Source organism: Actinomycetospora rhizophila (assembly GCF_042657905.1).
In the GTDB taxonomy this organism is placed as follows: domain Bacteria; phylum Actinomycetota; class Actinomycetes; order Mycobacteriales; family Pseudonocardiaceae; genus Actinomycetospora; species Actinomycetospora rhizophila.
Map to the genome: position 1 here is coordinate 662,238 of NZ_JBHSKG010000001.1, position 26,572 is coordinate 688,809.

Genomic DNA, 26,572 nt, shown 5'->3' on the forward strand with positions numbered 1-26,572 from the left:
CTACTCTCCCAGCTTCTCGGCCCGGATCTCGTGACCCGCGGAGGTCAGGCAGCGACCGGTGCGGAGGTTGAACTTCCAGTTGTGCAGTGAGCAGGTCAGCACCTCGCCGTCGACCGAGCCGAACTTCGACAGGTCGGCCGAGAGGTGCGGGCACCGCGCCTGGACCTTCCAGCCGTCGAGCTCGATGTCGCGTCCGTCGTCGTTCTGCGCGTCGTACCAGTTCTCCACGTAGTCCATCCGCTCCTCGGACAGACACTTGAAGAACGTGTAGAGGTACTCGTTGTACTGACCGACGCGGGTGGCGGTGAAGCGCACCGAGAGGAACAGCGAGTTCGACCAGTCGACCTCGCCGGTGTCGATGTTCGTCTGCACGAGCGTCGCGGGGACGCCCCAGCGGTAGCGGGCCGACTCGCCGTTCCAGACGCGGATCTCGCGCCCGGTGAAGTCGAACGCGAGCGAGAGCGTGCCGTCCTCGTCGACACCGGGGGTGTCGTCGGGCACGCCGTGCAGGTCCATGCGCACGACGCCGCCGATCCCGTCGCACATGTGGTCGGCCCGCTTCATCAGCGGCTCGATCCACTCCTTGAGCTGGCGCAGGATGTCGGCCTGCGGGGCCGACCACCGCGCCTTCTGCGCGTCGATCGCCGGACGGGCCCGCTCGGCGAAGTCGCGCAGGTAGCGCTCCTTGTCGAGGAAGATCGTCTCGATCTCGGCGTCGGACACCGGGTGGGTGAGGTCGTCGACGGTGCCGTGGCCGATCTCGGCGGTGGTGCCGGGCAGCAGCAGGTGGCCGCCCTCGTGGCCGAGCTCGCGCATCCGGTCCAGGAACTCCCACTGGTCCGTGAAGATCGACTCGCCCTCGACGCCCTCGTAGCCCAGGGCGTTCCACTTGAAGAGCTCGTCGTCGAGGAAGCACGGCGGGCCCGCGGTCGGGAAGACGTGCGGCGCGCCGACCTCGCGGATGTAGCGCATGGCCCGATCCTCCTGGCCGATGCGCTTGCGGCGCGCGAACTCGCGCTTCGCGGCCTTCGGCAGGTCGTAGACCATCGGCCACCAGATGGCCCCGGAGAACTGCGTGAAGTGCGCGTCGTAGGCGCCGAACTCCAGCAGCTTGGGGATGTCGAGCGGGTGCGCGTCGTTCTGGTTCACGATCCGCGCGGTGCCGTCGTCCAGCGACAGCGCCGAGTCGCCGATCGGCCCGTCGCCCGGGCCCTTCAGCGAGGTGATCATGAACCGCAGGCCGCCGTCGAGCTCCTGCGGGACGCCCGACTCGGTGCGCACGAAGTGCTGGAAGCCCAGCTCGCGCAGCTCGTTCTCGAGCTCGTCGGTGGGGTAGTCGGGCAACAGGACCCGCGCATCCTTGGACACGTGCTCGCGGAGGTTGTCCGCGTCGAAGTGGTCGCGGTGCAGGTGGGAGACGTAGAGGTAGTCGCAGTCCCCCAGCGCGTCCCAGTCCAGCTGCGTGTTGTCGGGGAACGGCACCCACGACGCGAAGAACGTCGGGTTCACCCACGGGTCGCACAGCACGCTGCCGCCCGCCGTCTCGAAACGCATCCCCGCGTGCCCGACTCCGGTCACCCGCACGAGCAGACCACCTCCATCACAGTGCTCACCGCCGATTGTCCGTGGTGCTGTGGCCCACGGCGGCTCCGGGTGGGGTATCCCTGACCACGTGACCGCCCTCCCCGTCGACGGCGACCCGATCGCCGCACTGCGCGCCGTCGCCTTCTACCTCGAGCGCGAGCGGGCCGAGACCTACCGGGTGAAGGCCTACCGCTCGGCGGCCGAACGGCTGGCCGAGCTCGATCCCGACGAGGTTGCCACCCGCGCCCGCAACGGAACCCTCACCGACCTCAAGGGCGTCGGGAAGAAGACGGCCGCGGTGGTCACCGAGGTCCTCGACGGCGGCACGTCGACGACGCTCGCCGAGCTCGAGGCCCGCCACACCGAGCCCGTCGGCGGCGGCGCGGCGATCCGCGCGGCCCTGCGCGGCGACTGCCACACCCACTCGACCTGGTCCGACGGCGGCAGCGACATCCTCGAGATGGCGCGCACGGCCCGCGACCTCGGGCACGAGTGGATGGTGCTCACCGACCACTCGGAGAACCTCACCGTCGCCAACGGCCTGACCCCCGAGCGCCGGCGCCGGCAGTTCGACGTGATCGCGCAGGTCAACGAGGAGCTGGCGCCGTTCCGTCTGCTGCGCGGCATCGAGGTCGACATCCTCGAGGACGGCGACATCGACGCCCCCGACGACCTGCTCGAAGAGCTCGACTTCGTCGTCGCCAGCGTGCACTCCAAGCTGCGGGCGCCGAGCGAGCTGATGACCGCGCGCATGATCGCCGGGGTGTCGCACCCGCTGGTCAACGTGCTCGGCCACTGCACCGGGCGCCTCGTCACCGGCGGGCGGGGGACGCGGCCGCCGTCGACGTTCGACGCCGAGGCCGTCTTCGACGCGTGCATCGAGAACGGCGTCGCCGTCGAGATCAACTCGCGCCCCGAGCGCCTCGACCCCCCGCGCGACCTGCTGCGCCAGGCCCTGGCCGCGGGGTGCGAGTTCGTCGTCGACACCGACGCGCACGCCCCCGGGCAGCTCGACTGGCAGCCCTTCGGCTGCGAGCGCGCGCAGGAGTGCGAGGTGCCGGTGGACCGGATCGTCAACACCCGCTCCGCCGACGACCTCGCCGCCTGGCGGCACGTCAACCGGTGACCGCGAGCTCGCCGGTCTCCAGGTAGGACTTCAGGTTCGACAGGATCGCCGGCCAGCCCTGCGAGACGCCCTCGCGCATCTCGCTGTCGGGCGCGAAGTCGTCGTGGGTGACGGTCAGCTTGACCGCCCGGCCGGCCGGCTCGATGTCGAACGTGACCTTCGAGATCTTCTCCTGCCGCAGCTCGGCGAGGCGCTCGTCGCTCCACCCGAACATCTCGGCCATCTCGGGCTGGTAGTTGTGCCAGCTGTAGGACAGGCGCCGCGGCGGGTCGGCCTCGAGCACGCGCTGGTCCCAGTCGTGGTGCTCCTCGCCCTGCATGGACCACAGCACCTTCGAGCCCACCCGCCAGTCGGACTGCGGGCCGCCGCCCTCGAAGTACCGCGTGATGAACGCCGGCTCGGTGAGGGCCTGCCAGAGCTTCTCGGGTGTCGTGCGGATGTAGGTGACGTAGACGAAGTCGTCGGACATCTCGTTCTCCTCGAGCGCCTCTCTGAGGTCGGCGAGGGCCTCCGCCCGCGCCCGGTCGTACCGCCGGATCCACCGGTCGGCGACGTCGTTGATCGGCGCGGCGTTGAGGTGGTGGTGCTTCTCCCGCCCGTGCCACGAGGTGACGACGAGGCCCGCGTCCTCGAGCACGCCCAGGTGCTTCGCGACGGCCTGGCGCGTCATGTCCAGTCCCTCGCCGAGCTCGCGCAGCGACTGGCCGCCGCGCTCGTGCAGGGCGTCGAGCAGCGCCCGCCGACTGGGGTCGGCGAGGGCGCGGAACACCTCGTCCATCACCACTCCGATCAGGCAACCGCCAGGTTGCCCATCGAACGATAGGGAACCGGCTGGTTGCCTGTCAACGAGGTCGCGCGGAAGCCGTTTGCGGGGTGATCGCGACGCGCTTAACGTGGAGGTACACGGGAGAGGAGGTGGTCCAGCGTTGATGAACGACAGGACTCGTGAGGTGTCCGTCAGCTAGTCGCTCGAAGGCCGTGGAATGGCCGGTCCGCAGGCAGTGATCCTGCGGCAGGGCGGCCAGCGAATCCAGGCAGGACACCAGCCCCCGGAGCCCCCGACCGTCGTCCAGTCGGGGCCCGATCGCCCGGCACGCCCGGGCCGACGGGAAGCCGCTCCGGGGGCGTTCCCGTCTCCGGGCCGGCGTCTACCAGCGCGAGGCGTGCAGCCGGTCGTCGACGCCGAAGGACGCGCCGTAGGGCGCGTCGAAGGTCGAGCCGTAGGGGCGCTCCCCCGTGGTGGGGTGCGACGTCTCACCGAGCGGGTCGCCCGCCAGCGGGCGATCGTCGAGGGCCCAGCCGCCGGTCGCGGGCGCGGGCTCCCGCGGGTCGCCGTGCCGGCTCAGGGGCTCGCCGAACGACCCGTCGTACGACGACCCGAGCAGCGCGTCCGACCCTCCGAGGGAGGCCGACGACGGCTCCGGCTCCGGCGGGCTGACCCGGGTGCGGCTCGGGCCGGGACCGTGCGGGCCCGTGCCGGGCAGGCCGCCCTCGGCGACCCACTTCGCCTCCTGCGCGATCCGGTAGGTCTGGCACGGCCAGCTCGCCCGGGACCCACCCTGGAAGCACTCGTGGCAGTTCTGCTGGGCGTCGGGCACGTGCTCGGCGAGCACCTTGCGCCAGACGTCGGGCATCTCGGACATGACCACGGCCATCGACATGTCGGTGGCTCCTCTCGGTGCGGCGGCGCGCCTGAGGCGTCAAGCGCTCCGTCGGGGCCCGCGGGCAACCGTCGCGGCGGTGAGGCGTCGAGAGTTGGGGAGTGCTCGACCAACCGCATCGGTCGTGCGTGCCGGAGGTGGGACCTCCGGTACCCGGTGTTCGTACTCGTTTCCTCACCGCAGCACGACAGTGACCCGACGGTGACCATCGGTGACGCTGTGTCAGACGGTCACCCGGTGTCCCGTCCCGGCGCGTCGCCGCGTGCGACGACCGCGGACCGCGCCGCGCGTCCCTGACCTGCGGAAAGCTCGCGGCTGCTCCTCCGGGCGGCACTCCTGCTCACCCGGACGGGAGTCACCGACTGCACCGAGTGGGGCTCCGTGTACGCAGCGCTCCCACCTCGTGACGGCCCGCCGACGTTCGCCGAACGCCACGCTTGATGCGCCGAACGGCCCAACGCGCGCGGGGTCGCCCCGGCGCATCACTGCTCCGGGGGCTCGCCCGGCTACGCTCGTCCCGCGGCTCACGGCGGTCGCGGGGCCTCTAGCTCAATGGGTCAGAGCTACGGACTTTTAATCCGTTGGTTGTGGGTTCGAGTCCCACGGGGCCCACCCGACCCGCAGCTCGGCGCGTTCCACTGTGCAGTTGTCCAAGATCAGCCCACCGCTTACCCGCCGCTACGTTCCTCGTCGTCGCGGTATGCACGGTCCAGGGCCTCCGCTGCAGCCGACGAGACCGCGCGCCGGCCGAGGTACGTGTTCTGCGTCATCGACACCTGCGCGTGGCCCAGCTGGTCGGCGATCAGCCGCGCGCTGAGCCCCTGATCGTCCAGCTCGGTCGCCGCCGTCTTCCGGAACACGTGCGAGGTCACCCAGGCGAACTCCTCCGAGCCGCGCGCTGCGCGAAGCGCCTTCAGCGTGTTCGAGGGGTCACGCCAACCACCGAGGGAGTCCGGGAAGAGCGGGCCACGCCCCCCGGCGGCCAGGTAGCGCCGACGAAGGATGGAGCGCGCGAAGCCGGGCAGGTGCAACGTCCGCTCGCCTGACTGGGTCTTGGTCCGCTTCCGGACGAGACCGACAGCCTTGATCCGGATGACGGTCCAGTCGATGGCGACGGTGCCGGCGTCGAGGTCGATCTCCTCCCAGCTGACGGCGAGGGCTTCGCCGATCCGCACGCCGGTCGCGAGCATGAACGCGCACAGGTCCGGGAGGTCTTTGCGTCGCGCGTCCTCGTCGCCGGCCAGGCGCGCAATCCAGGCCCGGCGTTCGTCGGCGGACAGCGCCCGAGCGGCCCGGCGCCGCCGTCCGCTGACCTCCGCAATCTCGCGCGTGGGATTGGACGCGATCGCTCCGTGGCGCACCGCGAGACCGAGCGCCCCGGAGACGACCGACCGCACGAGCTTGGTGGTGGCTGGCCCCTTGTGCAGGTTCACCGTCTGCACGAAGTGATCGAGTCGAGGCACGGTCACCTCCCGCAGCCGCAGCTCCCCGAGTGCCGGCAGGACGTGCACGTCGAGGGTGGACCGGTAGATCTGTGCCGTGCTCGGTGAGCGCAGACCCTGGTCGACCAGGAGCGTGACCGCTTCCATCCACTGCTCGGCCGCGACCTTGAAGCGGGAGTCGCCGCGCAGGGTCGACGCCGTGTCCTGCCGTGCCCGGTCGCGGAGGTCCTCGCGGAGACGGTTCATCGCCGCCGCCCTGGTGGGGCCGTTGCGCTCCACCTTGCGAGTCACGCCGTCGTGATCCCGGAAGCGGGTAAAGGCTCGGAACGAGCCGTTCGCGAGCTGCTGTGCGTGAATGTTGCCGTGGGTACCGAGCGGCAGCGGTGGGCGGGGCACGGCTATCCCACCTTCTCGACCTGCTCGTCGAGCCATCGCTCGATCTCGGCCTCGCGGTACCTCACGTAGCGGCCGACGCGGGTGCCTCGCGGCCCGTAGCCGGTGCGACGCCAGTGGTAGATGGTCACGATCGGCACGCCGAGGAACTCGGCGAGGTCCTGGACGGACCAGAGTCGCTCTCGCGGATGCATCGGGTTGGTCTCCTGGTCAGGCTGCGGTGTCGGTCTCCTCCTTCGCGGCTCGCCTCCTGGCGCGGGCGTTGGCGGCCGACGTGTTGGCGAGCAGGGCGTCGGCGCTGGTGTGCCAGCCGACGCCGGCGAAGGCCAGTGAGTTGACGACGACTTCGGTGGTGTCCTCGTCCGCGAGGTCGTCGTCCTCGTCAGGACGGGGTGCGTGTTCGCGGCGCCAGTCGCGGCGGGCCTGGCGCAGGGCGCCGAGGGTGGTGGAGTAGCGCCGGGATCGGGTGGAGAAGTGCCCGCCGAAGCCGAGCATGTGCGCCCAGCGCTGGAGGCGGCCCCAGCCAGCTGTCCACTCGACGGAGTCGGCGGTCTCCGGGCGGGTGCCGAGGTGCCAGCAGGTGTCGATCTGGCGGCCGGGATGAGTGTCGAGGCGCGCGTACTCGCGGACGGTGTCGGGGCGCAGCCGCTCGGACGCGTGGCCGGCGAGTTCGGTGGCCTTGGTCGCGTACTTCGCGAGGTAGCCGGCGACAGCGCCGGTGGTGATCTCGCCGGTGTCGTCGAGGTCGAGCCGGGAGAGCCGGACGGGGCGATGGGCGACCTGCTCGCCCCAGCCGATGGGCCAGCCGGCTTCACGGGCGGGGTGAGGGGCGGTGGTGAACCGGGTGTCCTCGACGGCGCGGCGCAGCACAGTGGCGAGGTGGTGGGCGCCGACCCGGGCGTCGGGGACGAGGACGGCGTCGGCGTCGGTGGGGTCGCGGCCGTCGAGCCGGACCAGGGCGTGCAGGTGCACCGCGCCGCGCGCCTGGAACTCAGCGACCTTGGTGTACGAGAGCCGCAGCTTGATGTGGTGGCGCTTCTCCAGCGTCGTGATGCCGCGTCGGGCGGCGATCATGGTGCGGCGCCACAGCTCCCCAGCGTGCAGGTTCCACACCGCCTGGGCGGGGTGGTCGTAGCAGTCCAGGCACAGCGGGCGGCCCAGCTCGGGTGCGTCGTCGTCGTGGCGGTCGAAGCAGGCCAGCGGGACGCCGTGGGGGCAGTGCTCGAGGTGGCGGCGGGGGCGGCAGGCGATGGTGCGCCCGGCGCGGTCGCTGCGGTGCGCGTGGACCGGGCCGAAAGACGGGGCGGTGACGGTCAGGAAGACGCACGGGTGCTCGGCCACCGAGGCGGGGACGCCCTTGCCGCCGACGAGGCCGGCGGTGACGAGCTGGTAGGTGTCAGCGCGGTAGGTCTCGGCGCAGCCGGCGCACACCGAGGCGCGGCGGTTGCCGCAGGGGGTGTAGAGCACGCCGTCGGGCATCTCGGTGGTGTGGGTGTCGCGGGTGATGCGGCCGGTCGACGCTTCGACGCGGGTCACGGTGCCGACCAGCCGGATCGGGTGGGAGCAACCGGCGGCGCCGGCCACGTGACTCATCCACCGGCCGTGATCGGCGCGCACCGCGGTGGCGAGCTCGGCCAGCGAGGCGGTCTTGGCGTCGCGAGCTCGTCGCCGCGCCCCGAGACTCTCGACCGTCTCGCGGGCGTCGTCGGCGGTGGTGCTCATGCCGCGTCCCGGGCGCGCAGGGCGGCGGCGTGGTCGGCCAGGGCGTAGACCTGCTCATCGGACAGGTACGCGGACTTGATCCGGCGCGGTTCGCCGCCCTCAGCCAGCAGGAGCCCGACGCCCTTGTCCTCGGGCGCGATCGCGGCGGCGGTGTGCCCGCGGGTGGCCCAGCCGGCGCCGAGCACGATGTCCGAGCTGCTGTCAGTGGTGCAGCGGAACGCCCACCGGTAGCCGAACAGGTCCCGCAGCGAGGTCGGGATGATGTCCGAGCTGGGGCGCTGGGTGGCAGCCACGACGATGATCCCAGCGGCCCGTCCCCGGGCCACGAGGTCGCGCACAGCCACGGAGAAGGATTCGCGCTGGCTCTTGGTGCCGACGGTGGCCGAGTAGTAGGCGACCTCGTCGAGCACCACGACCACCGGCGCGACCCCGTGGGCGGCATCGTCGGGGGTGATCTTGCGGCGGCGTTCGGTGTCGAGCAGGTCGTAGCGGCGGTCCATCTCCGTCTGCAGGTCGCCGAGGGCCTGGATCGCGTCGTCGAGGTCTGGGCCGACGAACCGCTCCGCGCAGGTGCGCCAGAGGCCGAGTTCGACGAGCTTGCCGTCGAAGAGCCACAGTCCGCAGTCGGTTGCCAGGGCGGCGTGGCCGACGATGCAGTTCAGCCCGACCGACTTCCCCGCGCCGGGCTCCCCGGCCAGCAGGGCGTTGCGGTAGGCGAGCGTCACCCGGACCGGGCGGCCGTACTCGTCCACCCCGAGGTGGATCGGGTCCCAGATCGACAGCCCCGACGGTGCGGGCGCCTCGTTGTATGCCGGCGCTGGAGACCGGACGACGCTGATCCAGTCGCGAAGCAGGGAACGGAGGCGGACCGGCTCAGACATAGTCCGACCAGTCCCCACTCCGGTCGGGCACCGCGGCCCGGTCGTCCTTCGCCCGCTCGGCGTGGTCGATGACCAGCGGGACGTCGTCGTGCTCGTCAAGCGTCGCGCGCGGGGCGGGGACCGGCGTACCGGCTCTGTTGCCGGTGCCCGACCAGTGACGGTTGGCCGGGGTCGGCGGGACGATCACGGTGCCGCGCGAAGGTGCCTGGCCGGTGGTGGCGGTCCAGTCGTCCAACTCGGAGGCGATCAGCTCGGTCGCGAGCGGGTCGCGGCGGATGACGTCGACCTTGACCAGGGCGGTCATGCGGCGGGTGGGGGTGACGCGGGCGTCGCGGGCGAAGCAACCGGACGCGATCCACTCGACCTCGCCCTCGATGTCCGACGGGCTGATGCCGGCCCGCAGGAGCAGCCAGACGGTCTCGCCGACCTCGGTCGGGTGGGACCACAGGAATAGCGGAGCGGCGCGGGAGAAGTTCAGGCAGCGACGCTCGACGAGGACCTGACGCAGCCGGTGGCGGGTCATCGTCGCCATCGCTCGTCGGCTCACGAACCTGCGCAGGACGGGAACCGCCGCCAGGACGGCGATCACGACGGCGACGAGAGCAAGCGCGGCGCCCCACGGCATCCAGGTCGTGAGCAGCAGCCAGCCGGCGACCACGGCGAGGCCCGCCATGATCTCGGCGCGGAGCCGGATCGCCAGGCCCGCGACACGTGCGGCGGGGTGCGTGGTCGGGGCGGTAATGATCTCGAATCCGTCGGTACGAGAGGCGCGAAGGAATGGACGGGATCGGGCGGAATACGAGGCAGAACGAGCCATGACGATCACTCCGTGGAGAGCCGAGGCCGGACCGCGCCGGCCAGAGGACGGGATGGGAGAGGGGGTCGGGGCTGCGGGGAAGTCAGCCCCGACCCCCGTGGGAGCGGACGGTCAGTCGGGCCAAGCGAGGGCCGCGCAGATGCCCGCGCACGCGAAGACCTGCGACCCGGTCACGGAACGGCCGACCGGCACGGCCGGGATGCCGGCGGGCCCGGAGCGGGTGCCGGGTACCGGGGTGGGCCGGTAGGCGTCGGGCAGCTCGGGCCAGGTGAAGGAGCGCTCGCACATGACGCACTCCGTGCCGTCGGCCTGAGTGGAGTTGAGTCCCTGCCAGAGCGCCTCGCTGCGGGCTGCGGCGGTCACGAGCCCGAGCCCTTCGGCGTGGGCGCCGACGCGGGCATGTGCTCGATGGCGTCCGCCCGGAACGCGACCCCGGAGCGCTGTGCCTGCTGCCATGGGATCGCGACGAGGTTCACCGGCCGGACCTCCGCGCCCTGACCGACGTCAGGGGCTCCAGGAGTGGTCACCGGGATGATCTCCGCGCCGTCGTCGTCCAGCTTGATCAGCTGCGTGACGAACAGCGGGGTACCGGTGATGCGGTCCGCGCGCTGGCGGCCCTCCATGTCGTTCTTCGGCTTCGGGACTACGCCCACGCTGTAGCGGGACGCCGAGGTGTCCACCTTGATCGCTGCCATGCCTGCGGTCCTCCAGGGACTCGTTGCGCGATTCCCGATCCGTTCGGGGCGCAACACCAGGAAAACCGCAGGTCAGCGACTCGACCCGCACAAAAGTGCGACCCGCACAGATGTGCGGGTCGTGTGAAGTGCGATCAGGCCGTCGCTGCTCGGCGCGATTGCAACGCGCGGACGACCCATTCCGGATCGAAGCCGGCGACGACATCTTCACCTGTACCGGAACGAACGGGAACAGGCGGTCCCAGACGGCCGGAGTGTGGGTCGAGGAACACCACGCCGGCCGAGGTCAGCGTGTCAAGGGTCGGCGCCCATGCCGGGTGAGCCCACAGCCGGTCATTGACGAACAGCACGGACACGATGGTCGCTCCAGTGCCGAGCGCATCGCACAGAGTCCCGGTCACGTGGTTGTCCATCACGCCGCGGGCGATCTTGTTGGCCGTGTTGAAGGTCAGCGGGAGCGCCACGACGTGCTCGGGGCGGCTCTCTCGTCGTTGCTCGTCGGGCTGGCGACGGCGTGTGGACGCAGGTGCTTCCGAAGCCTCGGACAACGTGTCGGCGTCGATCCATCCGGTTCCGGACTCCGTCACACCGGCCGAGACCGACCAGCCGGCCTCGACCAGGGCGCGCGCAACCTCGTCGGCGCGGGATGCCAGCGGAGCACCGCAGACCACCAGGCCGAGGGGCGACGACATGACGTCAGTGCAGCACACCCGCGCGAGTCGCGAGAGCTTGCAGTGCCGAGCCGTGGCCGCGCTTGGAGCGCGCGAGCATCTCGCGCATGACCTCTCGGGCCATGACGTTGTGGGCGACCGCTTCGGATGCGGCGCTCTCCGCCTCGAGGAGGTTCAGCGTGGCCTCGGCGTCGCGCTTCCGCTGCGCCTGAGCCCAGGCGAGATCGAGGTTCACCTGAGCGCGCCGGCTGGCAAGTCCCTCGGGCAGCCGGTCGAGGTCGACCGCGGCCGCCGCGTCGAGCGCCGCCGCCGGGTCGCCAAGCTCGGCCGCCACTGACACGCGGTGGATCGCGACGTTCGTTGGGCCGAACGCCGTCCACGCGTAGTTGGCGTCATGTCCGAGCATCCCGGCGAGCATCTCCGCGCGATCGAGTCGGCGCTCGGCTTCCCACTTCTCGGCGCGACGAGCGGCGATCACGCTGGCGATCAACCACAGCGCGCCTGCTACCGAGACCAGCGCCGGGTCGTCCGACCGCACGCGCGGCACGAGCTGCTCCGCCATCCGCATGGCGAGCTGGTCAGCCTGGTCGACCTGATCGGACCGGAGAAGTGCGGTCACGACCTGATAGATCGCCATCCCCTGCGCGACGTGCGAGTCCGTCCGGCCGGCCGCCATCGCCGCACGGTCCGCCGTCACCGCACCCAGGTCGCCGACGCCGAGCTTGGTCAGCAGCTTCGACGCGACGACGTACGCCTCGACGTATGACAACGCCGCCTCTCGGTCGTCACCAGTTGCACCCAGGAGCGCCGAGTCCGCCTGGCCGATCAGCATCGGCAGCTCGCGGATCACGCTCGCGTACTTGGCCGCCTGGTACTCCTGGTGGAGGTCTGAGGCCACCGCGCGAAGCGACGTCGCCGTCGGCGCCGGGACGTCGTCCTCCACGAGGTTCGCGTATCGAGTGAGCACCGAGCGAATCTCGCCGAGCCCCTCCGCCCGAGGCCCGCCGTTCGGGGCGAGCTGCCACGCAGTGCCAGTCAGCGCCTGCACCTCGATGTTCAACAGACGGGAGAGGTCCAGAAGCACCGACATTCGGTCGACCGACCGGATACCACGCTCGACCTGCGAGAGCCACGACTCCGACCGTCCGAGTAAGCCTGCGAGCGCGGCTTGACTGAGACCGCGCCTGCGACGATACGTCGCAATCCGCTTGCCGATGGAGTCCGCTGACACAATGCTATTGTCTCACACCGAAGCTTCCGTGGCCACGCGCGATGAGACCCGATTGAAGACAGTTCTCGGCGGGATGGAAATACATGAGAGTCCTGAACGACCTGAAGTTGAATGGTACGGTTTCTATTCAAAGGACCCTATCTCCGAGGGTTATCGCGAACTACGTCCCTGCTGCAAGCTACGCAGACTGTCTAGAAGCTATCGAAGCTTCATGTAACACGTGGGGTGGTGCCCAACACCCGATCATCCCTGCGGACGACTCCGGAGAAGCAATCGACCCATCCTGGCAACGCTTCGTCGACGCGAGTTTCATCGATCAGGCGCAGACCCATGGTATCGAATGGGAGATTGCGGAAGGGTGGTTACCCCCGCGATCGGAGGTCACAGGAGTTCCAAAATCGCCATATGGCCGACGGCCGCTCACTCTGGCGGCACTAGACCTTGCTCCAGGTGAGCGGAGGTGGCCAGCTGCGCTGGTTGCAAATGACTTGCCTCTAGAAAGTCCGTGGCATCTCGCGTACTCGGCCTGCTGGGGAAGACTGCCGTTGCACCTCAACGAAGGGGATGCGAGAGCAGCCAGTATCAGGCCGGACGCCACCTACGCAGATATCTTGTCGTTCGAGCACCCAGCTGACGAACTATCCGGTCCTGACTTGCTCCAAAGCTTGAGGCTCCCGTGGTCCGCGACTGCTTGCGTCCTGAGCACCGCTCTCTTGGGTATCTACAGTGCGGGGCTCGGGAGTCAGTTCGAAGACGAGCCACTAATTCCGAGCTCGCGGGGAATGGCCGCTGACTTTGGCCCGAACATTGTGGTGGTCTATACACCTGGCAGCGTATCGGATCTTTGTCTGCTCTGGAATCTCAGGGCGATTCACGGGCTACCAGCGGGCCTCCCGCTGGGTGTGCCGGTAACTGAGGATGCCGGAGACACGGTTGCCGGATGGATTGGAGAGAACGCCCCTAAGTGGTGGGGTTTCAGGACCAACTACGTTGCGCTTGTAAGTACGTCAGTCGAGCCGGAGAAGCTAGCGGAGATCGCCCACGCCCATCACTTGCTGCAAGCACACGACTGGCGATCCTTCCTGCAACCTCTTACTGGCCCAGGAATTGTGACGAGCGGCACTGCTACATTTACGGACGGGTTAGGCAGCGTACCCGCTGCCGCCGACGGTGAGCAGAGCCACCTCGGCACGGACTTGCGGCAAACATTTAGCGGCTCCATGAATCTGACGGTAGAGGTCGCGGGCCTCACGCTTCCGCCAAGTGCCACTCTCTCGTTCGCGCGAGTCGCTCGACCACGCTTCGCACGAGGATGCGTAATCTCGTCCCCGGCCGAGCGAGGCTTTGCCCAAGTTCCCTACCCGACACCTCGGGATGTCCTACACGCTATTGCAGCTGACCGCGGTCTTAGGTGTTCGCCGAGCGCCCCGGGTACCTTGGGTGAGCGGTTCTTGACGCAAATCGGCGGGCTGGAAGAGGTCGACTGGCTCAAGAGCCCGTCAGTTATGGTGCTCCTTGAGGAGTTGACTAACCGGCGCGGACTCCGTTTCATTAAGCGCCGCCTCGGTGAACTGGCGGCCGGAATTGCTGAACGCCTCAAAGCTTCACCCGAGAGCGTCGACCACGCCTACTTGAACAGACTCTTTCGAGACAGTCTTGGTCCCATCGATCCCGATGACGTTACGAGCTTGGTCTTTGCTCGAATTCGACGCTCATTCGACGGCTTGCACGCAGCAGAATCTTGGGTTCGTTGGGCGGAACGAGTAAGGATTGTCCGGCGTGGAGTGGTAGTGAAATGTCCAAACTGCGGCACTCAAGGTGAACAGTGGCGACCGATGGCGGACCTAGCGCCTCCTATCATGTGTCGCAGTTGCGGTGAAGCTGTCGAAAGACCTTTCGGCTTTGACACCCTGAACTTCCGATACCAAGGCTCTGGGCTGCTGACTGCTGCAATGAGTGCCGACCTCCTATCTCCGATCCTGGCGCAGGCGTACATGCACCGCCTTCTTTCGAAGTCCGTGTTTGGGTCATATCCCGGAGTGGAGTTCTGGGACGACCCATCGAACAAGCTTCCCGAGATAGATGTTGTACTACTCCTCCACGATGGCCGACTAGTGATCGGGGAATGCAAGAGCAGCGCTTCAGGACTGCGCGAGGAGGACCTAGCTAAGTTGTGGTCCGTTGCCGACAGGCTGGACGCGGCTATGACGTTCGTTGCTACGACCGATCGGGCCGAGAACTGCGGCCCACTCTGGTGGACCACAGCGCCGACTGACCGTAAGCACGTGACGCTCACCGGGGAACATCTCTTCGAGATGAACCCCATCGCGGCGGTCGGTATCGACCCCTTCTCGAAGCGCTCCCACTATCGGGGTCAAGGCCCCTCGCAGGACATTACCCGAGAGCAATTGATCTACGAGCACTCGCGCTACGTGGACAGCCGGCGCGGCGACTTCCGGCGCACGGTTGCGATTCCATGGCGGGACCTCGACTCCTAACGCTTTGCGATCCCGAGGTCGGCTTGCCCAGTGGAAGGCTCGGTGAGGACTTTCTGTACGTCTTCAAGCCGGCCCTGACGGGCCGGAACCGGGCGGCTCCGCAGCCGGCACGCCTCTACCTTCGGCCCGGCGGCCGGCGCGGGCACGCCCGGCCACGCCCATAGACCAGCAGTAGACGCGCACGACTCACCGATGATGGTCGCGGAACCGCAGAGATGACACGCATACGTGCTTGCTAATCGAACTCTCCCACCTTCACGCCCCTCAGGAATGCCATCCACTCACTGTGGGTAAAGATGATAGATGGCGAACTCGGATCTTTTGAATCGCGAATGGCGATTCCGCTCCCGTCCACTATCCCCACCTCCACGCATTGCGTACCTACACAAAACGAGGACCTTGTAAATTTCGGCCCTTCAGTGGCGCTTCTATTATAGATCGGAGCACTATTTGAGCCAGCGTCAGCAGCTGCCTGCCATGTCTCGACGAAAAGATCAGATATCTCGCTACTGCTCATGTTCAGACGCGGTGCTCGCTCGATAAGTTGCTCAACGATGTTGAGCAAGAGAGGCATCGACGGCAGGCGACCGCTCGTGAACAACGCGTGGACGGTGGTGTGGCTTACGCGAGGCGTTGACTTAGCGGCAAGCTCTCTTGTGCTCGGCCAGCCAGCGAGTCCATGTAGGGCGTGCAACTCGCTGAAGAGTCTGTCCAATGGGCCTTCGGGCAGTTGTGGCCGCTTAAGGGCTGTGGGCATTCTCGACCTCCGCAGCAACAAGCGTCAGCACGTATGTGTCCGATACTTTAGCAGGGTTCGCGTTCTCGCGCGCTGGCCCCGCGCTGAACCCTTTCCCGTCTTTATGCAAACTACTGGAACAGTGCGTCTTTCACTAGCAACGACAGTGACACTGTCGCACCAAACGCGATCCCTCCGGCAGTGAACGCCTGCGCCACGGACGCGCCATTCACGATAGCGAGGATGCCCGCGACCTGCCCCACCGCCACGCCGAGCAGTAGAGCAATACAGACTAGGAGCACTCGGATCTTCTGGTCCATTTCGCCTCCTGATATTTATTCCCACTGCCTCTTGCAACGGGGTGATGTAAATCAGGATCGCCCTAGCACGGAGTGTTTACAAGACACACTGTCAAGGTTCCACAACCTCCCACTAATCGTTCCGCCCACGTACTACTGGCGCTGGCTGCACACAATTCGTATCGGTCCATCACAAGCCGATACCAAGATTTGCGATCAGTTACGAGCACCAACAGCGCTTTACAGCTCGCAACAGTGGCTCGATCGGAGATCGACGCGGGCGTGCCGCGGTCCTCCGTGGGCCGTCCGGCTAGGGCGTGTCTCCCAAGTTCGTGAGCTGGGCCGGTCCACGATCAGGGTGTGGGTCGTGGACCGGTGCTCTCGGATGAGGTGTGGGCTCGGATCGAGCCGTTGCTGCCCGCCCAGTACGGCAAGGGACGACCGTTTCGTGATCACCGGCAGGTGATCGAGGGGATCGTGTTCCGCTACCGGTGCGGGATCGCCTGGCGAGACCTGCCCGAGCGGTTCGGGCCGTGGCAGACGGTGTGGAAGCGCCACCACCGGTTCAGCCTGGACGGCACCTGGGACGAGGTGCTGGCCATCCTGCAGGCCGAGGCCGACGCCGCCGGGCAGATCGACTGGCGGGTCTCGGTCGACTCCTCGACATCGAGAGTCCACCAGCACGGCGCCACCGCGGCGAGGTCGTCGCAGGGGCCCTCGAGCTACGTCGCAGGGGCCCTCGAGCTACACAGGGGGCGAGATCGAATCACAAGAAACGATCTCGGCACGGCGGCCGGTGGCATCGGCTGGGGCCGTGGCCAGCTGAGCAGCGCCGTGACGACGAGCCGGGCGACCACGCCATCGGCCGCTCCCGCGGCGGGCTGACCAGCAAGACCCACGCCCTGGTCGACGGGGCGGGTCGACCGTTGGTGATCGCGGTGACCCCCGGGCAGGCCGGGGACTCCCCACAGCTGGTCCGGCTACTCGACGAGCTCGCCGTCGACCGACTCGGCCGCGGCCGGCCCAGGACGACACCGGTCGCGCTCCGCGCGGACAAGGCCTACTCCAGCCGCGCCCACCGCGCGCTGCTGCGCCGCCGCCACGTCCACGCGGTGATCCCGGAACCCGACGACCAGAAGCGCAACCGGGCCCGCCGCGGTTCCCGCGGCGGGCGACCGGTCGGCTTCGACGCCACCGACTACAAGAACCGCAACGTCGTCGAACGCGGCTTCAACCTGCTCAAAGGCTGGCGCGGGCTCGCCACCCGATACGACAAACACGCCCCGGTCTTCCGCGGCGGCCTGGTCCTACGAGCCATCCTGCTCTGGCTCCAGACCACCACTTAAGAGACGCGCCCTAGTTGCTGGGCCGTGCAATGGAGTGCCCCTGAGCAGAGCGGCGACCACGAGCGGGGCGCTCGCCGCCCCCGCACCCTAGGCGACCTCCGGGGAGGTGAAAGGGCAGGTCTCCCCGCCGGCCACCGCGAGGGCGTAGCACCCCAGGACCAGGGGGCCAGGTCGTTCAGCGCGTCGGGTGCTCCACCTGGCCCCCTGGCCCTGGCGCGCTCCGGGAGGACCTGGCCGACGGGGAGACCACACCGGCCCTTGGTGTCTGGACGACGTCGACGAGCTCGGGCAGCGTGCCGGGCATTACCGAGAACGAGCAGGCTCAGGCGCAGGGTGAGCAGGACGCCTCGATCGCGCTCGCCGAGGAGGACTACTGGCGGATCGCCGGCGGCGGGATGCTCACGGTGCGGCCGGTCGAGGAGTGGGTCCCGAGGGCGCACCGCCGCGCCTACCTCGACGGCGCCGCGTCCGTCCTCGGCTACAAGCCGCTCATCTCGGCCTGACTCCGGAGCAAGATCACCGGCACCGCTTACTGCCCTCTACCAGCCGCCAACGACCACCAGCGCCGCGAGACGGTCGGAACCGTGCGGGAGCGTCGGCGCAGCTCAGCGTGGGTGCTCACCATCGACCACCAACGTCACCAAGCTCGGACTACGACTCCGTTGGTTGTGGGTTCGAGTCCCACGGGGCCCACCCATCTTGACCTGCGAGTATGAGTCGAACAAGCCCTTCCAACGAGCGTCCTCGCGACTCTCGTGGAGCAGATCGTGGAGCACGGCGCGCTGTACTCTCCACGTCATGGCCCGCGGGGAGAGGCCGGCGTAGCGCCCGGCGAGGGACGATCGAGGAGCTGCCGAGCGGCTCGTTGCGCGTCTCGCTCTTCGCTGGCACTGACCCAGTCACTGGCCGTCGCATGTACTTGCGCGAGGTCGTTCCGCCCGGTCCGCGTGCTGCTCGGGAAGCGGAGAAGGCCGCGCGCCGGCTCGGGACGCAGCTCGACGAGCGCCGCAGCCCTCGAACCGCGGCGACGGTCAACCAGATGCTCGACAAGTACTTCGAGGTCCTCGACCGGGATACGAGCACGATCGGTACGTACATGGGCTACGCCGACAACCACATCCGGCCCCTCATCGGTTCGGTGAAGGTTGGCGCTCTCGACGGGAACGTCTTCGACTCCTTCTACGCGGAGCTCCGGCGGTGCCGAGCCCATTGCGACCGACGACCCCGCCTCGACCACCGCACTGCATCAGCCGCCGTCGAGCTCATCCCCGGAGCGGGCGGTGCTCTCGATGGGTGACCGGGCTGTCTCGCGTTGTCAAGGAGAGGGTCGAGGTCATCCCTGAGCGTGATCTGCACTCAGGCAACGGTGCCGGTCTGACTTCAGACCGTCCGCATACGTGCGCGCGGCCGTGATCACATTGCCGAGGGTTGGCTCGGGGGGTTCGCCGCCGGATAACCGGTTCTATGTCCGCTCGGGTGCCGTTAGCCACGAACGACGACCCCAGCCGAGAAGCGCCCCCGCTCTTCCGTGCGCAGGTCACACCGCCGAGCGCCCTCCGGGCGTCGACCATGGTCCGACCTCTGAGCGCCTGGCCATCGAGATATCGTTGATCCGCGCCCAAAGTTCGAGGAGCCGACGATCTCGGCTCGATCACGCGAAGGCGTCCGACAGGTTGTTGTGCCGGGTTTCGTCCGAAGGGGCAGGAGGGTGCTGCCCCGCGAGCGAGACCTACCTGCGCTCGTCATGGCTCTCGGCGAGGCGGCCCTCGTCCGGTCCATGAGGGCTGGCGATCGACTTGTCGCCAGCTCGAACAGGTGCCGGTTCCGCGGGCGAGCAACGTCGAGCGGGTGCGATCGCGAGACAATCTCGTGCCCGCTAGAAGTAGTTCTCGAGGCCTCGTGAGAATGCGGAGACTCTCACGCGAGTCGAAATCACTCGAACAGGGGACATCGTCCGTCTGACGAGCTGAAGGAAGATTCGCCTTTATGGAACAACGATCCCGTCGTCTAGCGTATGCAATCGGTTGCGCTGTGTGCATCTTCGGGGCTGTCGTGATCGGCTTTATGATGCTGCCGAACGCCAGGCTGGGAGACGTGGATCCAGCGAGCGCCGTGATAGCGCTGCTTGCCCTGGGCGCGGGTCTCTGGGCCGGCTATCAAGCGTACGAGGCGAACCGTTGGCAGGAAACCGACGTCGGCGCGGGAGTTGTACGGCTCCGGGAAATCGTGGTAGCGAAGGAGTCCGCCGCCCGTCGCCATCTGCTCGGCGATACGGATCGACAGATCAATCTTGAGTACTCGGTGCAGCTGGCGGCTCCCGATCTGGAAAAGACAGGGGGGCGGAGTGGCAAGCTCGACAAGATTTACCAGGACTGGACCGCATCCGTCCACGAAAGACTGGTAATCGTAGGGCCGGCCGGAGCCGGCAAGACTGTCGCGGCCGTTGAGCTGGCGATTGCTCTGGCGACCGACGAGGAGGAAGGGCGTCTTGTGCCGGTTCGGTTACCCGCCGCGAAGTGGGACCCGACGAGGTCCTTCGAGGAATTCGCTATTGACTACCTGTTGAACGAGTTCGAGCTATCGCGATCGACGGCGGAGAGCTTGGTGAAGAGTCGGCGCATACTTCCCATCATCGACGGCCTGGACGAGATGGAGGAAGTCGAAGAGCTCGGGTACTCGTCGCGGGTAGGCGTGGCAGTGCGGGAGCTCAATCGGTTGCAGAGTGGTGTGGCGAAGACGCCATTGGTGGTGACCTGCCGTGCCGAGCACTACGATGCCCTCCGTCGGGTGAACCTCTGGATCGAGGACGCGACGGAGATCGCCATCGAACACGTCGAGCCCTCAGAGGCTCGAGCCTTTATCAGCAGGAGGGCCGCACGCGCTGAACGCTGGGAGGAAGTCCTCCGTGAGCTCGAGACGCGGCCGACGGGCACGTTGGCCCTGGCGCTGGCGACGCCGTGGAAGCTCACGGTAGCGACCACGGTCTACGAGGAGCGGACCGAGACTGGTGCGTTCGTGCGCGACCCGACCGAGTTGTTCGCGGTGGCGACCGGAGGCGGGGAGAAGGCGACAGAGACTGAGGCCTCCACGCAGGATTCGGTCAAGGCGCTCGAATTCGGAGTTAAGCAAGTAAACTCTCACATCCTCTCACTCTTCGTCCCAGCGGCTGTACACGTCCAGAATCAGACGGCTAGGGGTCATCGACGGTCGCCGAAGAAGATCGGCCAATCGCTGGCGATCATCGCAGAGTATCTCGAGAAGAATCGAAGCGAAGGTCGACGTCTCGGGGGCCGTTCTCTTCCTGCTACGGACATCGCGCTGCATGAGATTTGGCCGCTCGCGGGACCTCGATCGCCACGCGTCTTGAACTCTGCGTTCGTCCTCCTAATCGGGGCTGCGGTGGCGGCCACCGGTCTATTCGAGATAGGTATCCAGGAAGACGCAGGGAACATTGTTGGCTTCCTCGGCATGGTTGCTGTGGTCCTGGTTTGCGCCGCCTTCCAGTTCAGCTGCTGGAACGCTCACCCTAGTAGGGTCAGAAGTGTCCTAGCGTCGCGACGGTGGGCGAGCATAGCATCGTGGCTACTCTTCTCGGTGGCATGCAGCGGGTTTGGCGCTTTGGTGTCCGTCGCGGTTCTCTCGGCGGTCGGGGCAAAGGTTGAGATCGCCGTTCTGATAATCTTCTTCTTCGTGTCGGCGTACTTTTCCGCCAACATCTTCGTGCCGGAACGCGGTCGGTCGGCAAATCCGCGTACCGTCGTGGCAGGCGAGCTCGTTGAAACCTTCGCGCTCGTCGCACCTCTGGCGATCGCGGCTCGGCTCACATCTGAGGCGTGGTCGAGCTTTGGTATCACGTACTGGCTCGGCGTGCTGCTCTTCGCAGCCATTCTCTCGCCGGTCGCGGTTCGCTATCTCTCCTTCGTTATCGCTTGCAGGCTGCGCTCCCTACCGATTCCTTTCCGATTTGCCGCGATGCTGGCGTGGTGCCACTCCGCGGGGATCCTGAGGATCTCAGGCTCAAGCTACCAATTCCGTCACTTGGAACTCCAGGTTCATCTTGCATCGAGTGGAGCGATCGAGCACGGGCGTAGCGCGAGAACCCGTGTGCGCTCGCGCGCACACGATTCAGCTCAATCCACCACGCCCATGAGCTAGGGTAAAGTCGAGGTCATCCGTGCCTGCTGCCCGACTACAGTTCGAACGTGGCCGGAGGTCCCCGGAGTGGGAGCCGGATCAGTTGCTATCCACCAGAAGGATATCGATGCGAACTGGTCGGGTGCGCGTCGCCATTCGCAACCCGTGTCAAGGCCTGAACTCAGGGCATGCGGAGTAGCGCCTCCTCGCTGTCGTGGCTGAAGGACGTAGGTGATCTCGGACACGACATGGGCGGGGCTCGGAGCCAGCTGCTGCCCGACCGGCCGGCCTTGGAACTGCTATTGAGCGCCTCAGGTTCAACGCCCATGAACAACTCTCTATCCCAAAGTTGGCATTCTTGTTACGTCGAGAAGCGGCGTCGAGCGGCATAACTACGAAGGCGTTGCCGTCGAGAAGCTTCTGTACAGTGGGGCTCCAATGCTCGAGACCCTATCGCTGGCAAGGAAGTACGACTCAGCCGTAGGTCGCCCTTCGCCAACGCCGCTCCGCTGCTGAGCCCTTGTCGCCAACGCGCGCCGCTACTGGCCTCAGTGATCGACGTGCTCCTGCCAGTCTCCGGCGGTTAACTGATCTCGGTCCACGAACTGGTCCACGAACTGCTCCCCAGTGATGCCTCCCAGACCGAGTGGATCACCTGGGGCGCCCGCCCACGCCCATCAGAACCGGGCATGGACCCGTGAGGCACGCAACTACGGATTAGATGTCAACGCCGCCCAGTCGCATGGCGGTTCACGCCCTTGCGTGCTTCCGGCCCTCGAGTCTCTCTAAAACCGTTGCGGCATCGACAATTTCTGCAGCTGGTTGATCGCCGTCTGCCAGTTCTGGCTCACCAGAAATATCTCGGTAGGCATCTTGACCTGCGCAGAGAACTTTGCGAGCTCTGCGGCCACGCCTTCTTGCGGTTCATCCAAGTTGCTGCCTTCTCGTGCAACTCCCTGCTCGTTGAGGAATGCATTCGGATCTCGCTTTGCCCCGGCTAGAAGCTTTCTCGCTTCTTCGCCAGCTTCCTTCATTCCTACGAAGAGGTCCTTGATACCTTTCGAGGCCTGGGCGGCCCCTCGAATAACTCGAAGCTGGTCTGGAGTGGCAACGCCGTAGAGATCGGCGCGGTTCTCCGTCCACCAATCTGAGCTGAAAAACTCCTTGTAACTGCCGAGTTCCGTCGCGAGAAATACGTCGTAGTACTCCGAGTCTTTACTGCTGAGTCTGCCCGGCGCTTCTCTCATGTGTTCGATAGCCTTGCGCCAGGCCATTACCCCTTCAAGCGCCTGAGACGCGGCGACGCGACCCCTAGTGCGCATGTTGCAACGACCAGATAGAACTGGATTCAAGAAGCCGCCAACGACAACCCCTAGCAGTGTGCCTATTATCGGGATAATGGTCTGCATGTATCAGATCTCCAGGTTGAGTGCAAATGCGTGCGTCCGCGGAACCGCGGATGAACTAGCCCGACTGCGAAGGCGCTCCAGCGAGTTGCGGATTGAGCTTTGAAGGACCACGGTCTGGAGCTGTCTCTCCCCCTCGCCTATTTGTCGAGGAGAGTTGTCCCAAGTCAAGCTCATCTCGAATGCCGCGAAGGCATGGGTCGCGAACCGCCCACGATCGAAGTGTCGGGTCAAGAAGAGCAATCCGCAACTCGCCCAACGCGACTCCTCTGTCGGCTTGTAGACCTGTCATGAGTAAGTAGCAGGCATGGTCGTACCGATCCCGCGAGCTTCTCTGGCGCCCACTTAGCCAGGATTTCGCCAACACGTCGGACCGGCTCCACTTGGTACTGCTCGTCGTGGCTACGGCGCGAAGGCATAGCCGTACGGCTAGCCATCTGTATGCGGCGGCCACCTTCATCTCTTCAGCTAGAGCGCTAGCGGGATTTTCCGGGTCCATCTTGTCGCATCTGTCCATAAGCAGGATGGCATGTCTCAACGCTCGCAGCCCAAGCGAAACTTTATCGGCCCCGGGCTCGAACGTGGCATTCATGTAGATGGATACCTCGGCCAACAGGCAGCGAAGCTCAAGAGCTTCCCATCCCTGTGCGGGCCCACCTTGCTTCGAGATCTCGTTGGCGAGATTGCCCAGTTCTCTGCTCACCGCTGTCGCTAAGTACGGTCGTGCTTGGACAGAAGCAACTAGGTTTCCGAGCTCCGCGAGACGTGCGCTGGGGTCTCTTGCCGCGGATATTGCAAAAAGCTGCGTGCCGGTGACGTCTCCGGAGAAGAGCCGCCTCGCGCCGATTACGTACGTTGCAAGCGCGTCCCAACGATTCGCGCCACAAAGGCCGGTCGTGAGCTCAATATGCTTCTCCGACAGCGCCAGCAGGGCGAAGGATGCAACCCCTGTCCACAGCGTTGCCTCCGCGTCCCTATCCTTCGACATTAGTTCAGCCGGAACAAGCTCGTCCGCCTGCACCACGTGTACGGCCACGGCCTTGCCGTTGCGGGAAATTTGCACACTGCAACGTGTCGAGTCGACCAATTCAACCCTCACGTACCAGGCGGCCGTGGGGACAGCCGTGCGAACAAGTTTGGCCAGTGCTGAGAGAATCTTGCCCTGCGGGAAGATAATCAGCGCGTCGTCGGGCAACGCGGCTACATCGGTGCCCTGTGGTATTCGCACGCCACGCGGAGTATCGGCGCCAAGCTCGTTCATCATGCCTATGATGTAGCCCGCCGCGGCATTATCAGATTTCCCGTCGGTCCTCGTGACTGTGACGCGAACGGAAAGCCGCCACGCCGTGTAAAGAGCGATCGCCGCGATGCCGAGCAAAGCCGGCAGGACGGCCGTAACTCGCCACCAACCGACCGCGGCGAGCGCGGGGTGGCCGAGTAAGATCGCGGCAGCAAGTAGAAGTAGCACGCCGCCCCATCGCATCCGACGAATCGCGGCGATGCTCGTGTTCTTGATGTAGAAGTCGGTTGGCACCAGATAGCTAGCGGCGGATCCTGCTGCAAAGAATATGACGAGCCAAGTCAGCGTCGGGATGAGCGCGGACAGGATCTGGGGAGGATCGGTGGCAGTGACCTTCGCGAGGCCCTCTCGGGCTTCAAGGTTGTCGATGTTGGCCGTGAGGGCCGCTCTGTAGGAGGTGGCAGCACCACTGAAGTCGCCAGCATCTCGCAGTTGCTCACCTCTGCCGACGTGGGCAGCCGCGGTCGCTCTTAACACTCCTATTTGAGCGAGAATGGCCTGGACGCAACTGTCCGGTGATTCTCTCCGCTCGCCAAGAACGCCCAGAGCCGCGTCAAGATAGCCCTTGTCGACGAGCGGTTGCACCGCTTCACATGGGGTCGTATCAGCTGGCGGTGGTGGGGAAGGCTGGCTCGCAGCGCTGTACGAGGCCGTTGCGGCCATTGATGCACAGACCAGAAGCACCGAGACCAGCACTCGTCGTGCCCATAGATCTCGAAGGGGTGATGTGCGCTCGACTCCCCCAGAGCAGTGGCGCCACAATGTGAGCATCGCGTAGAGCCCCCTCCCTCGCCGCCTGTGGGCCGCGGCTCGCCCAGACGCTCGGACCTGAGAGGTAACGCATGGTTGAATATGCTGCACCATCAAGGTTCACGCGTCACCCGGATGGCCCACCAAGCGTATCCTGTTGTAGCAGCGCACAGTCAGTGTGTTCCCCGGAGAAGGCTGGACTGATGTGGCGCAACTCGAGACCCTGGGGAGGTGCCGGCGCTGATAAGTCTCGTACGTCGGGCAGGGCGCGAATGTAGGTAAGCGGAGGTTGTCGACCGCAAGGTGCAGGTGGTCATAGCCGTTGCGAGTCCGCGGCTGGCTTTGGCTCACCGCGGTCGCCATCCGATGCCGGACGATCTCGCGTGGAGCAGGTCGTGGAGAACAACGGTGTCAACTTGTGTGCGTGGAGTATGTCTAGGTGACCCATGCTGGCACTAGAGTCGCTGGTTGAAGCGGTATGAGGCGAAGCACGGGAGTTTTTTTAATCCGTTGGTTGTGGGTCCGAGTCCCACGGGGCCCACCAGTCTCCGACCGGCGAGCTCGTCGACGTCGCGGTATTCGATGACCTCGACCTGCCCGAGCATCTCGACGTCCTCCGGGCTACCGTGGAATCTCACCGCGACTCGATGGGGTGACCGCGACCCGGCGCGCTCGGCTCATCGTCACGAGCTGACGCGTGCCCGTCTGATCGGGCAGGCTGGCAGACATGCGCCTCCTCCCTGCCGGGCGGACCTCACGTCGTCACGGCCGGTGCCTGTCCCTGCTCGCGGTGGCCCGAGGCCGGTCGTGACCGACGACGAGCTCGAGGACCTCGCCGCCGCGGTCGACGACGCGATGAAGCCGGCCACGTTCGAGGGGCTGCGCGAGGTCTGGCCGACCGCTTCTCACCGCCGGAGTTCGCGCGCCGAGCGCCGGCCGCCGACGCCGCCGACCACTCCGTAGGTCTCCGCGGCATCTCGAGCAGCCGATCTCGCTGGGAGCGTCAGTTGGCGCGGCCGGCTCGGCCTGATCACCGCGCCGGCCGGTACCGGGCCGCCACGCCCTGCGCGCGCTCCAGCGACTCCTTCCACTCCTGGGTACTGAGCAGGCGCGTCGTTCGACCCGACCGGGCAGCCCCTCCCGCGCCGATGGCGAGCGCGACGCTGGCCGCCGCCGTGTCGTCGGGCGCGTCGAAGACGATCACGATGTCGTGCTCGCCGAGGGGGTGACCGGCGGCCACGACGGTGACGCCGGCAGCGTCGTAGAGGGCCCGGGTGGCCTCCAGGCGATCCTGGGGCTCGCGAATCTGGGCCGCCAGGGACTCAGCCGTGTAGGCGGCCTCGTAGAGGTACAACGGCATGATCGACCTCCTCGAGTGGTCTCACTTCAGCGGGTGGGGGCCGGCTCGACGGGGTCGCGCTGCCGAACACCGCCCCGCGATCGAAGGCACCGACCGGTCAGCGGCCGAGCGCAACGTGGGGAGCGTGGGCGTCGGAGATGTCCTCGAAGGAGGCCTCCAGACCATCACGCGTGCGGATCACGTGCGCGAACCGGGACCGGAACGACGTGGCGCTCTCCCGAGAGGTCCCTGCGAACCAGCCGAGTACGACGATCACATCCCCGGCCTCGAGGAATTCGTCCGGAGTGACCGTGAACTCGCTCCAGTCCTCGGGAACGGGGGCGAACACGTTGTCCACGATCGCCTGGGGTCCGACGTAGCGGCCCTCGTAGGGCCCGGCACTCTCGATCCACTCGATGTCGGGCTGCATCACCGCGAGGACCCCCGGGATGTCGCCGCTGTTGAAGGCGGCGTACGCGCCCTGGACGATGGCGACATTGGTGCTCTGCGTGGTCGTCACAGCGATCAGCATCCACCGCGT

At 66.9% G+C, this 26,572-nt stretch carries 24 protein-coding genes, 2 tRNA genes and 1 pseudogene; 9 read left to right on the top strand and 18 right to left on the bottom strand.

Annotation, left to right across the window (positions count from 1 at the left end; translation table 11 throughout):
• Positions 1–1,584: a Rieske 2Fe-2S domain-containing protein gene (locus tag ACFPK1_RS03185; protein WP_378019425.1), complete on the bottom strand. Its 1,584-nt coding sequence runs from the start codon at positions 1,582–1,584 to the stop codon at positions 1–3.
• Between the two features lie 88 nt (positions 1,585–1,672).
• On the opposite strand from ACFPK1_RS03185, the gene ACFPK1_RS03190 reads away from it, so the two are divergent.
• Positions 1,673–2,710, top strand: coding sequence for a PHP domain-containing protein (locus ACFPK1_RS03190; protein ID WP_378019426.1), 1,038 nt, complete (start codon positions 1,673–1,675; stop codon positions 2,708–2,710).
• On the opposite strand, the gene ACFPK1_RS03195 is transcribed toward ACFPK1_RS03190, so the two are convergent.
• Positions 2,700–3,488 carry an ArsR/SmtB family transcription factor gene (locus ACFPK1_RS03195; protein WP_378019427.1) on the bottom strand — a complete coding sequence of 263 codons (789 nt, stop codon included), beginning with the start codon at positions 3,486–3,488 and terminating at the stop codon, positions 2,700–2,702. The two genes, ACFPK1_RS03190 and ACFPK1_RS03195, sit on opposite strands and share 11 nt — an antisense overlap.
• A gap of 370 nt (positions 3,489–3,858) precedes the next feature.
• A complete protein-coding gene (locus tag ACFPK1_RS03200) occupies positions 3,859–4,371 on the bottom strand; it encodes a hypothetical protein (RefSeq protein WP_378019428.1) in 513 nt (170 codons plus the stop codon).
• Between the two features lie 538 nt (positions 4,372–4,909).
• Between ACFPK1_RS03200 and ACFPK1_RS03205 the strand changes: the two genes are divergently transcribed.
• Positions 4,910–4,983: transfer RNA gene (locus ACFPK1_RS03205), tRNA-Lys, on the top strand.
• Between the two features lie 56 nt (positions 4,984–5,039).
• Here ACFPK1_RS03205 and ACFPK1_RS03210 read toward each other — a convergent pair.
• From ACFPK1_RS03210 to ACFPK1_RS03250, 9 genes are all read right to left on the bottom strand, one after another.
• Positions 5,040–6,209: a tyrosine-type recombinase/integrase gene (locus tag ACFPK1_RS03210; RefSeq protein WP_378019429.1), complete on the bottom strand. Its 1,170-nt coding sequence runs from the start codon at positions 6,207–6,209 to the stop codon at positions 5,040–5,042.
• 2 nt (positions 6,210–6,211) lie between these two features.
• Complete coding sequence (locus tag ACFPK1_RS03215) at positions 6,212–6,400, bottom strand: helix-turn-helix transcriptional regulator (protein ID WP_378019430.1); 189 nt, start codon at positions 6,398–6,400, stop codon at positions 6,212–6,214.
• Between the two features lie 16 nt (positions 6,401–6,416).
• Complete coding sequence (locus tag ACFPK1_RS03220; RefSeq protein ID WP_378019431.1) at positions 6,417–7,928, bottom strand: replication initiator; 1,512 nt, start codon at positions 7,926–7,928, stop codon at positions 6,417–6,419.
• Positions 7,925–8,809: an FtsK/SpoIIIE domain-containing protein gene (locus ACFPK1_RS03225; RefSeq protein ID WP_378019432.1), complete on the bottom strand. Its 885-nt coding sequence runs from the start codon at positions 8,807–8,809 to the stop codon at positions 7,925–7,927. The genes ACFPK1_RS03220 and ACFPK1_RS03225 overlap by 4 nt, the downstream gene beginning before the upstream one ends.
• Positions 8,802–9,482, bottom strand: coding sequence for a hypothetical protein (locus ACFPK1_RS03230; protein WP_378019433.1), 681 nt, complete (start codon positions 9,480–9,482; stop codon positions 8,802–8,804). The genes ACFPK1_RS03225 and ACFPK1_RS03230 overlap by 8 nt, the downstream gene beginning before the upstream one ends.
• Positions 9,483–9,737: 255 nt before the next feature.
• Positions 9,738–9,989, bottom strand: a complete 252-nt coding sequence (locus ACFPK1_RS03235; RefSeq protein ID WP_378019434.1) for a hypothetical protein — start codon at positions 9,987–9,989, stop codon at positions 9,738–9,740.
• Complete coding sequence (locus ACFPK1_RS03240) at positions 9,986–10,321, bottom strand: hypothetical protein (protein WP_378019435.1); 336 nt, start codon at positions 10,319–10,321, stop codon at positions 9,986–9,988. Before ACFPK1_RS03240 ends, ACFPK1_RS03235 begins: the two co-directional genes overlap by 4 nt.
• Before the next feature lie 134 nt (positions 10,322–10,455).
• The gene (locus ACFPK1_RS03245) at positions 10,456–11,013 is read right to left on the bottom strand and encodes a flavoprotein (RefSeq protein WP_378019436.1); all 558 of its coding nucleotides are present in this window, start codon (positions 11,011–11,013) and stop codon (positions 10,456–10,458) included.
• A gap of 4 nt (positions 11,014–11,017) precedes the next feature.
• Complete coding sequence (locus ACFPK1_RS03250) at positions 11,018–12,223, bottom strand: helix-turn-helix domain-containing protein (RefSeq protein WP_378019437.1); 1,206 nt, start codon at positions 12,221–12,223, stop codon at positions 11,018–11,020.
• Positions 12,224–14,175: 1,952 nt separating this feature from the next.
• On the opposite strand from ACFPK1_RS03250, the gene ACFPK1_RS03255 reads away from it, so the two are divergent.
• Complete coding sequence (locus tag ACFPK1_RS03255; RefSeq protein WP_378019438.1) at positions 14,176–14,721, top strand: hypothetical protein; 546 nt, start codon at positions 14,176–14,178, stop codon at positions 14,719–14,721.
• 235 nt (positions 14,722–14,956) lie between these two features.
• Here the strand turns inward: ACFPK1_RS03255 and ACFPK1_RS03260 are convergent, their stop codons facing one another.
• Together ACFPK1_RS03260 and ACFPK1_RS03265 are read right to left on the bottom strand one after the other, a co-directional pair.
• Positions 14,957–15,478 (bottom strand): DUF397 domain-containing protein, encoded by a 522-nt coding sequence (locus ACFPK1_RS03260; RefSeq protein ID WP_378019439.1) that lies wholly within the window; start codon positions 15,476–15,478, stop codon positions 14,957–14,959.
• 110 nt (positions 15,479–15,588) lie between these two features.
• Positions 15,589–15,777, bottom strand: coding sequence for a hypothetical protein (locus ACFPK1_RS03265; RefSeq protein ID WP_378019440.1), 189 nt, complete (start codon positions 15,775–15,777; stop codon positions 15,589–15,591).
• A gap of 339 nt (positions 15,778–16,116) precedes the next feature.
• On the opposite strand from ACFPK1_RS03265, the pseudogene ACFPK1_RS03270 reads away from it, so the two are divergent.
• From ACFPK1_RS03270 to ACFPK1_RS03290, 5 genes and pseudogenes are all read left to right on the top strand, one after another.
• Positions 16,117–17,102: pseudogene (locus tag ACFPK1_RS03270) on the top strand (IS5 family transposase).
• Between the two features lie 293 nt (positions 17,103–17,395).
• Positions 17,396–17,605, top strand: a complete 210-nt coding sequence (locus ACFPK1_RS03275; protein ID WP_378019441.1) for a hypothetical protein — start codon at positions 17,396–17,398, stop codon at positions 17,603–17,605.
• Positions 17,606–17,704: 99 nt separating this feature from the next.
• Positions 17,705–17,795, top strand: a tRNA-Arg gene (locus tag ACFPK1_RS03280).
• 346 nt (positions 17,796–18,141) lie between these two features.
• Positions 18,142–18,399, top strand: a complete 258-nt coding sequence (locus ACFPK1_RS03285) for a hypothetical protein (protein WP_378019442.1) — start codon at positions 18,142–18,144, stop codon at positions 18,397–18,399.
• A 755-nt stretch (positions 18,400–19,154) separates the two neighbouring features.
• Entirely contained in the window at positions 19,155–21,257 is a 2,103-nt protein-coding gene (locus ACFPK1_RS03290; RefSeq protein ID WP_378019443.1) for an NACHT domain-containing protein, read from the top strand.
• A 764-nt stretch (positions 21,258–22,021) separates the two neighbouring features.
• Here the strand turns inward: ACFPK1_RS03290 and ACFPK1_RS03295 are convergent.
• Both ACFPK1_RS03295 and ACFPK1_RS03300 read right to left on the bottom strand, forming a co-directional pair.
• The gene (locus tag ACFPK1_RS03295; protein WP_378019444.1) at positions 22,022–22,645 is read right to left on the bottom strand and encodes a hypothetical protein; all 624 of its coding nucleotides are present in this window, start codon (positions 22,643–22,645) and stop codon (positions 22,022–22,024) included.
• 55 nt (positions 22,646–22,700) lie between these two features.
• The gene (locus ACFPK1_RS03300; RefSeq protein ID WP_378019445.1) at positions 22,701–24,527 is read right to left on the bottom strand and encodes a hypothetical protein; all 1,827 of its coding nucleotides are present in this window, start codon (positions 24,525–24,527) and stop codon (positions 22,701–22,703) included.
• Between the two features lie 972 nt (positions 24,528–25,499).
• Between ACFPK1_RS03300 and ACFPK1_RS03305 the strand changes: the two genes are divergently transcribed.
• Positions 25,500–25,655, top strand: coding sequence for a hypothetical protein (locus tag ACFPK1_RS03305; protein ID WP_378019446.1), 156 nt, complete (start codon positions 25,500–25,502; stop codon positions 25,653–25,655).
• A gap of 67 nt (positions 25,656–25,722) precedes the next feature.
• Here the strand turns inward: ACFPK1_RS03305 and ACFPK1_RS03310 are convergent, their stop codons facing one another.
• On the bottom strand, positions 25,723–26,052 hold the full coding sequence (locus ACFPK1_RS03310) for a GYD domain-containing protein (protein ID WP_378019447.1): 330 nt from the start codon (positions 26,050–26,052) through the stop codon (positions 25,723–25,725).
• 97 nt (positions 26,053–26,149) lie between these two features.
• Positions 26,150–26,563 carry a nuclear transport factor 2 family protein gene (locus ACFPK1_RS03315; RefSeq protein ID WP_378019448.1) on the bottom strand — a complete coding sequence of 138 codons (414 nt, stop codon included), beginning with the start codon at positions 26,561–26,563 and terminating at the stop codon, positions 26,150–26,152.
• Positions 26,564–26,572 lie beyond the last annotated feature (9 nt).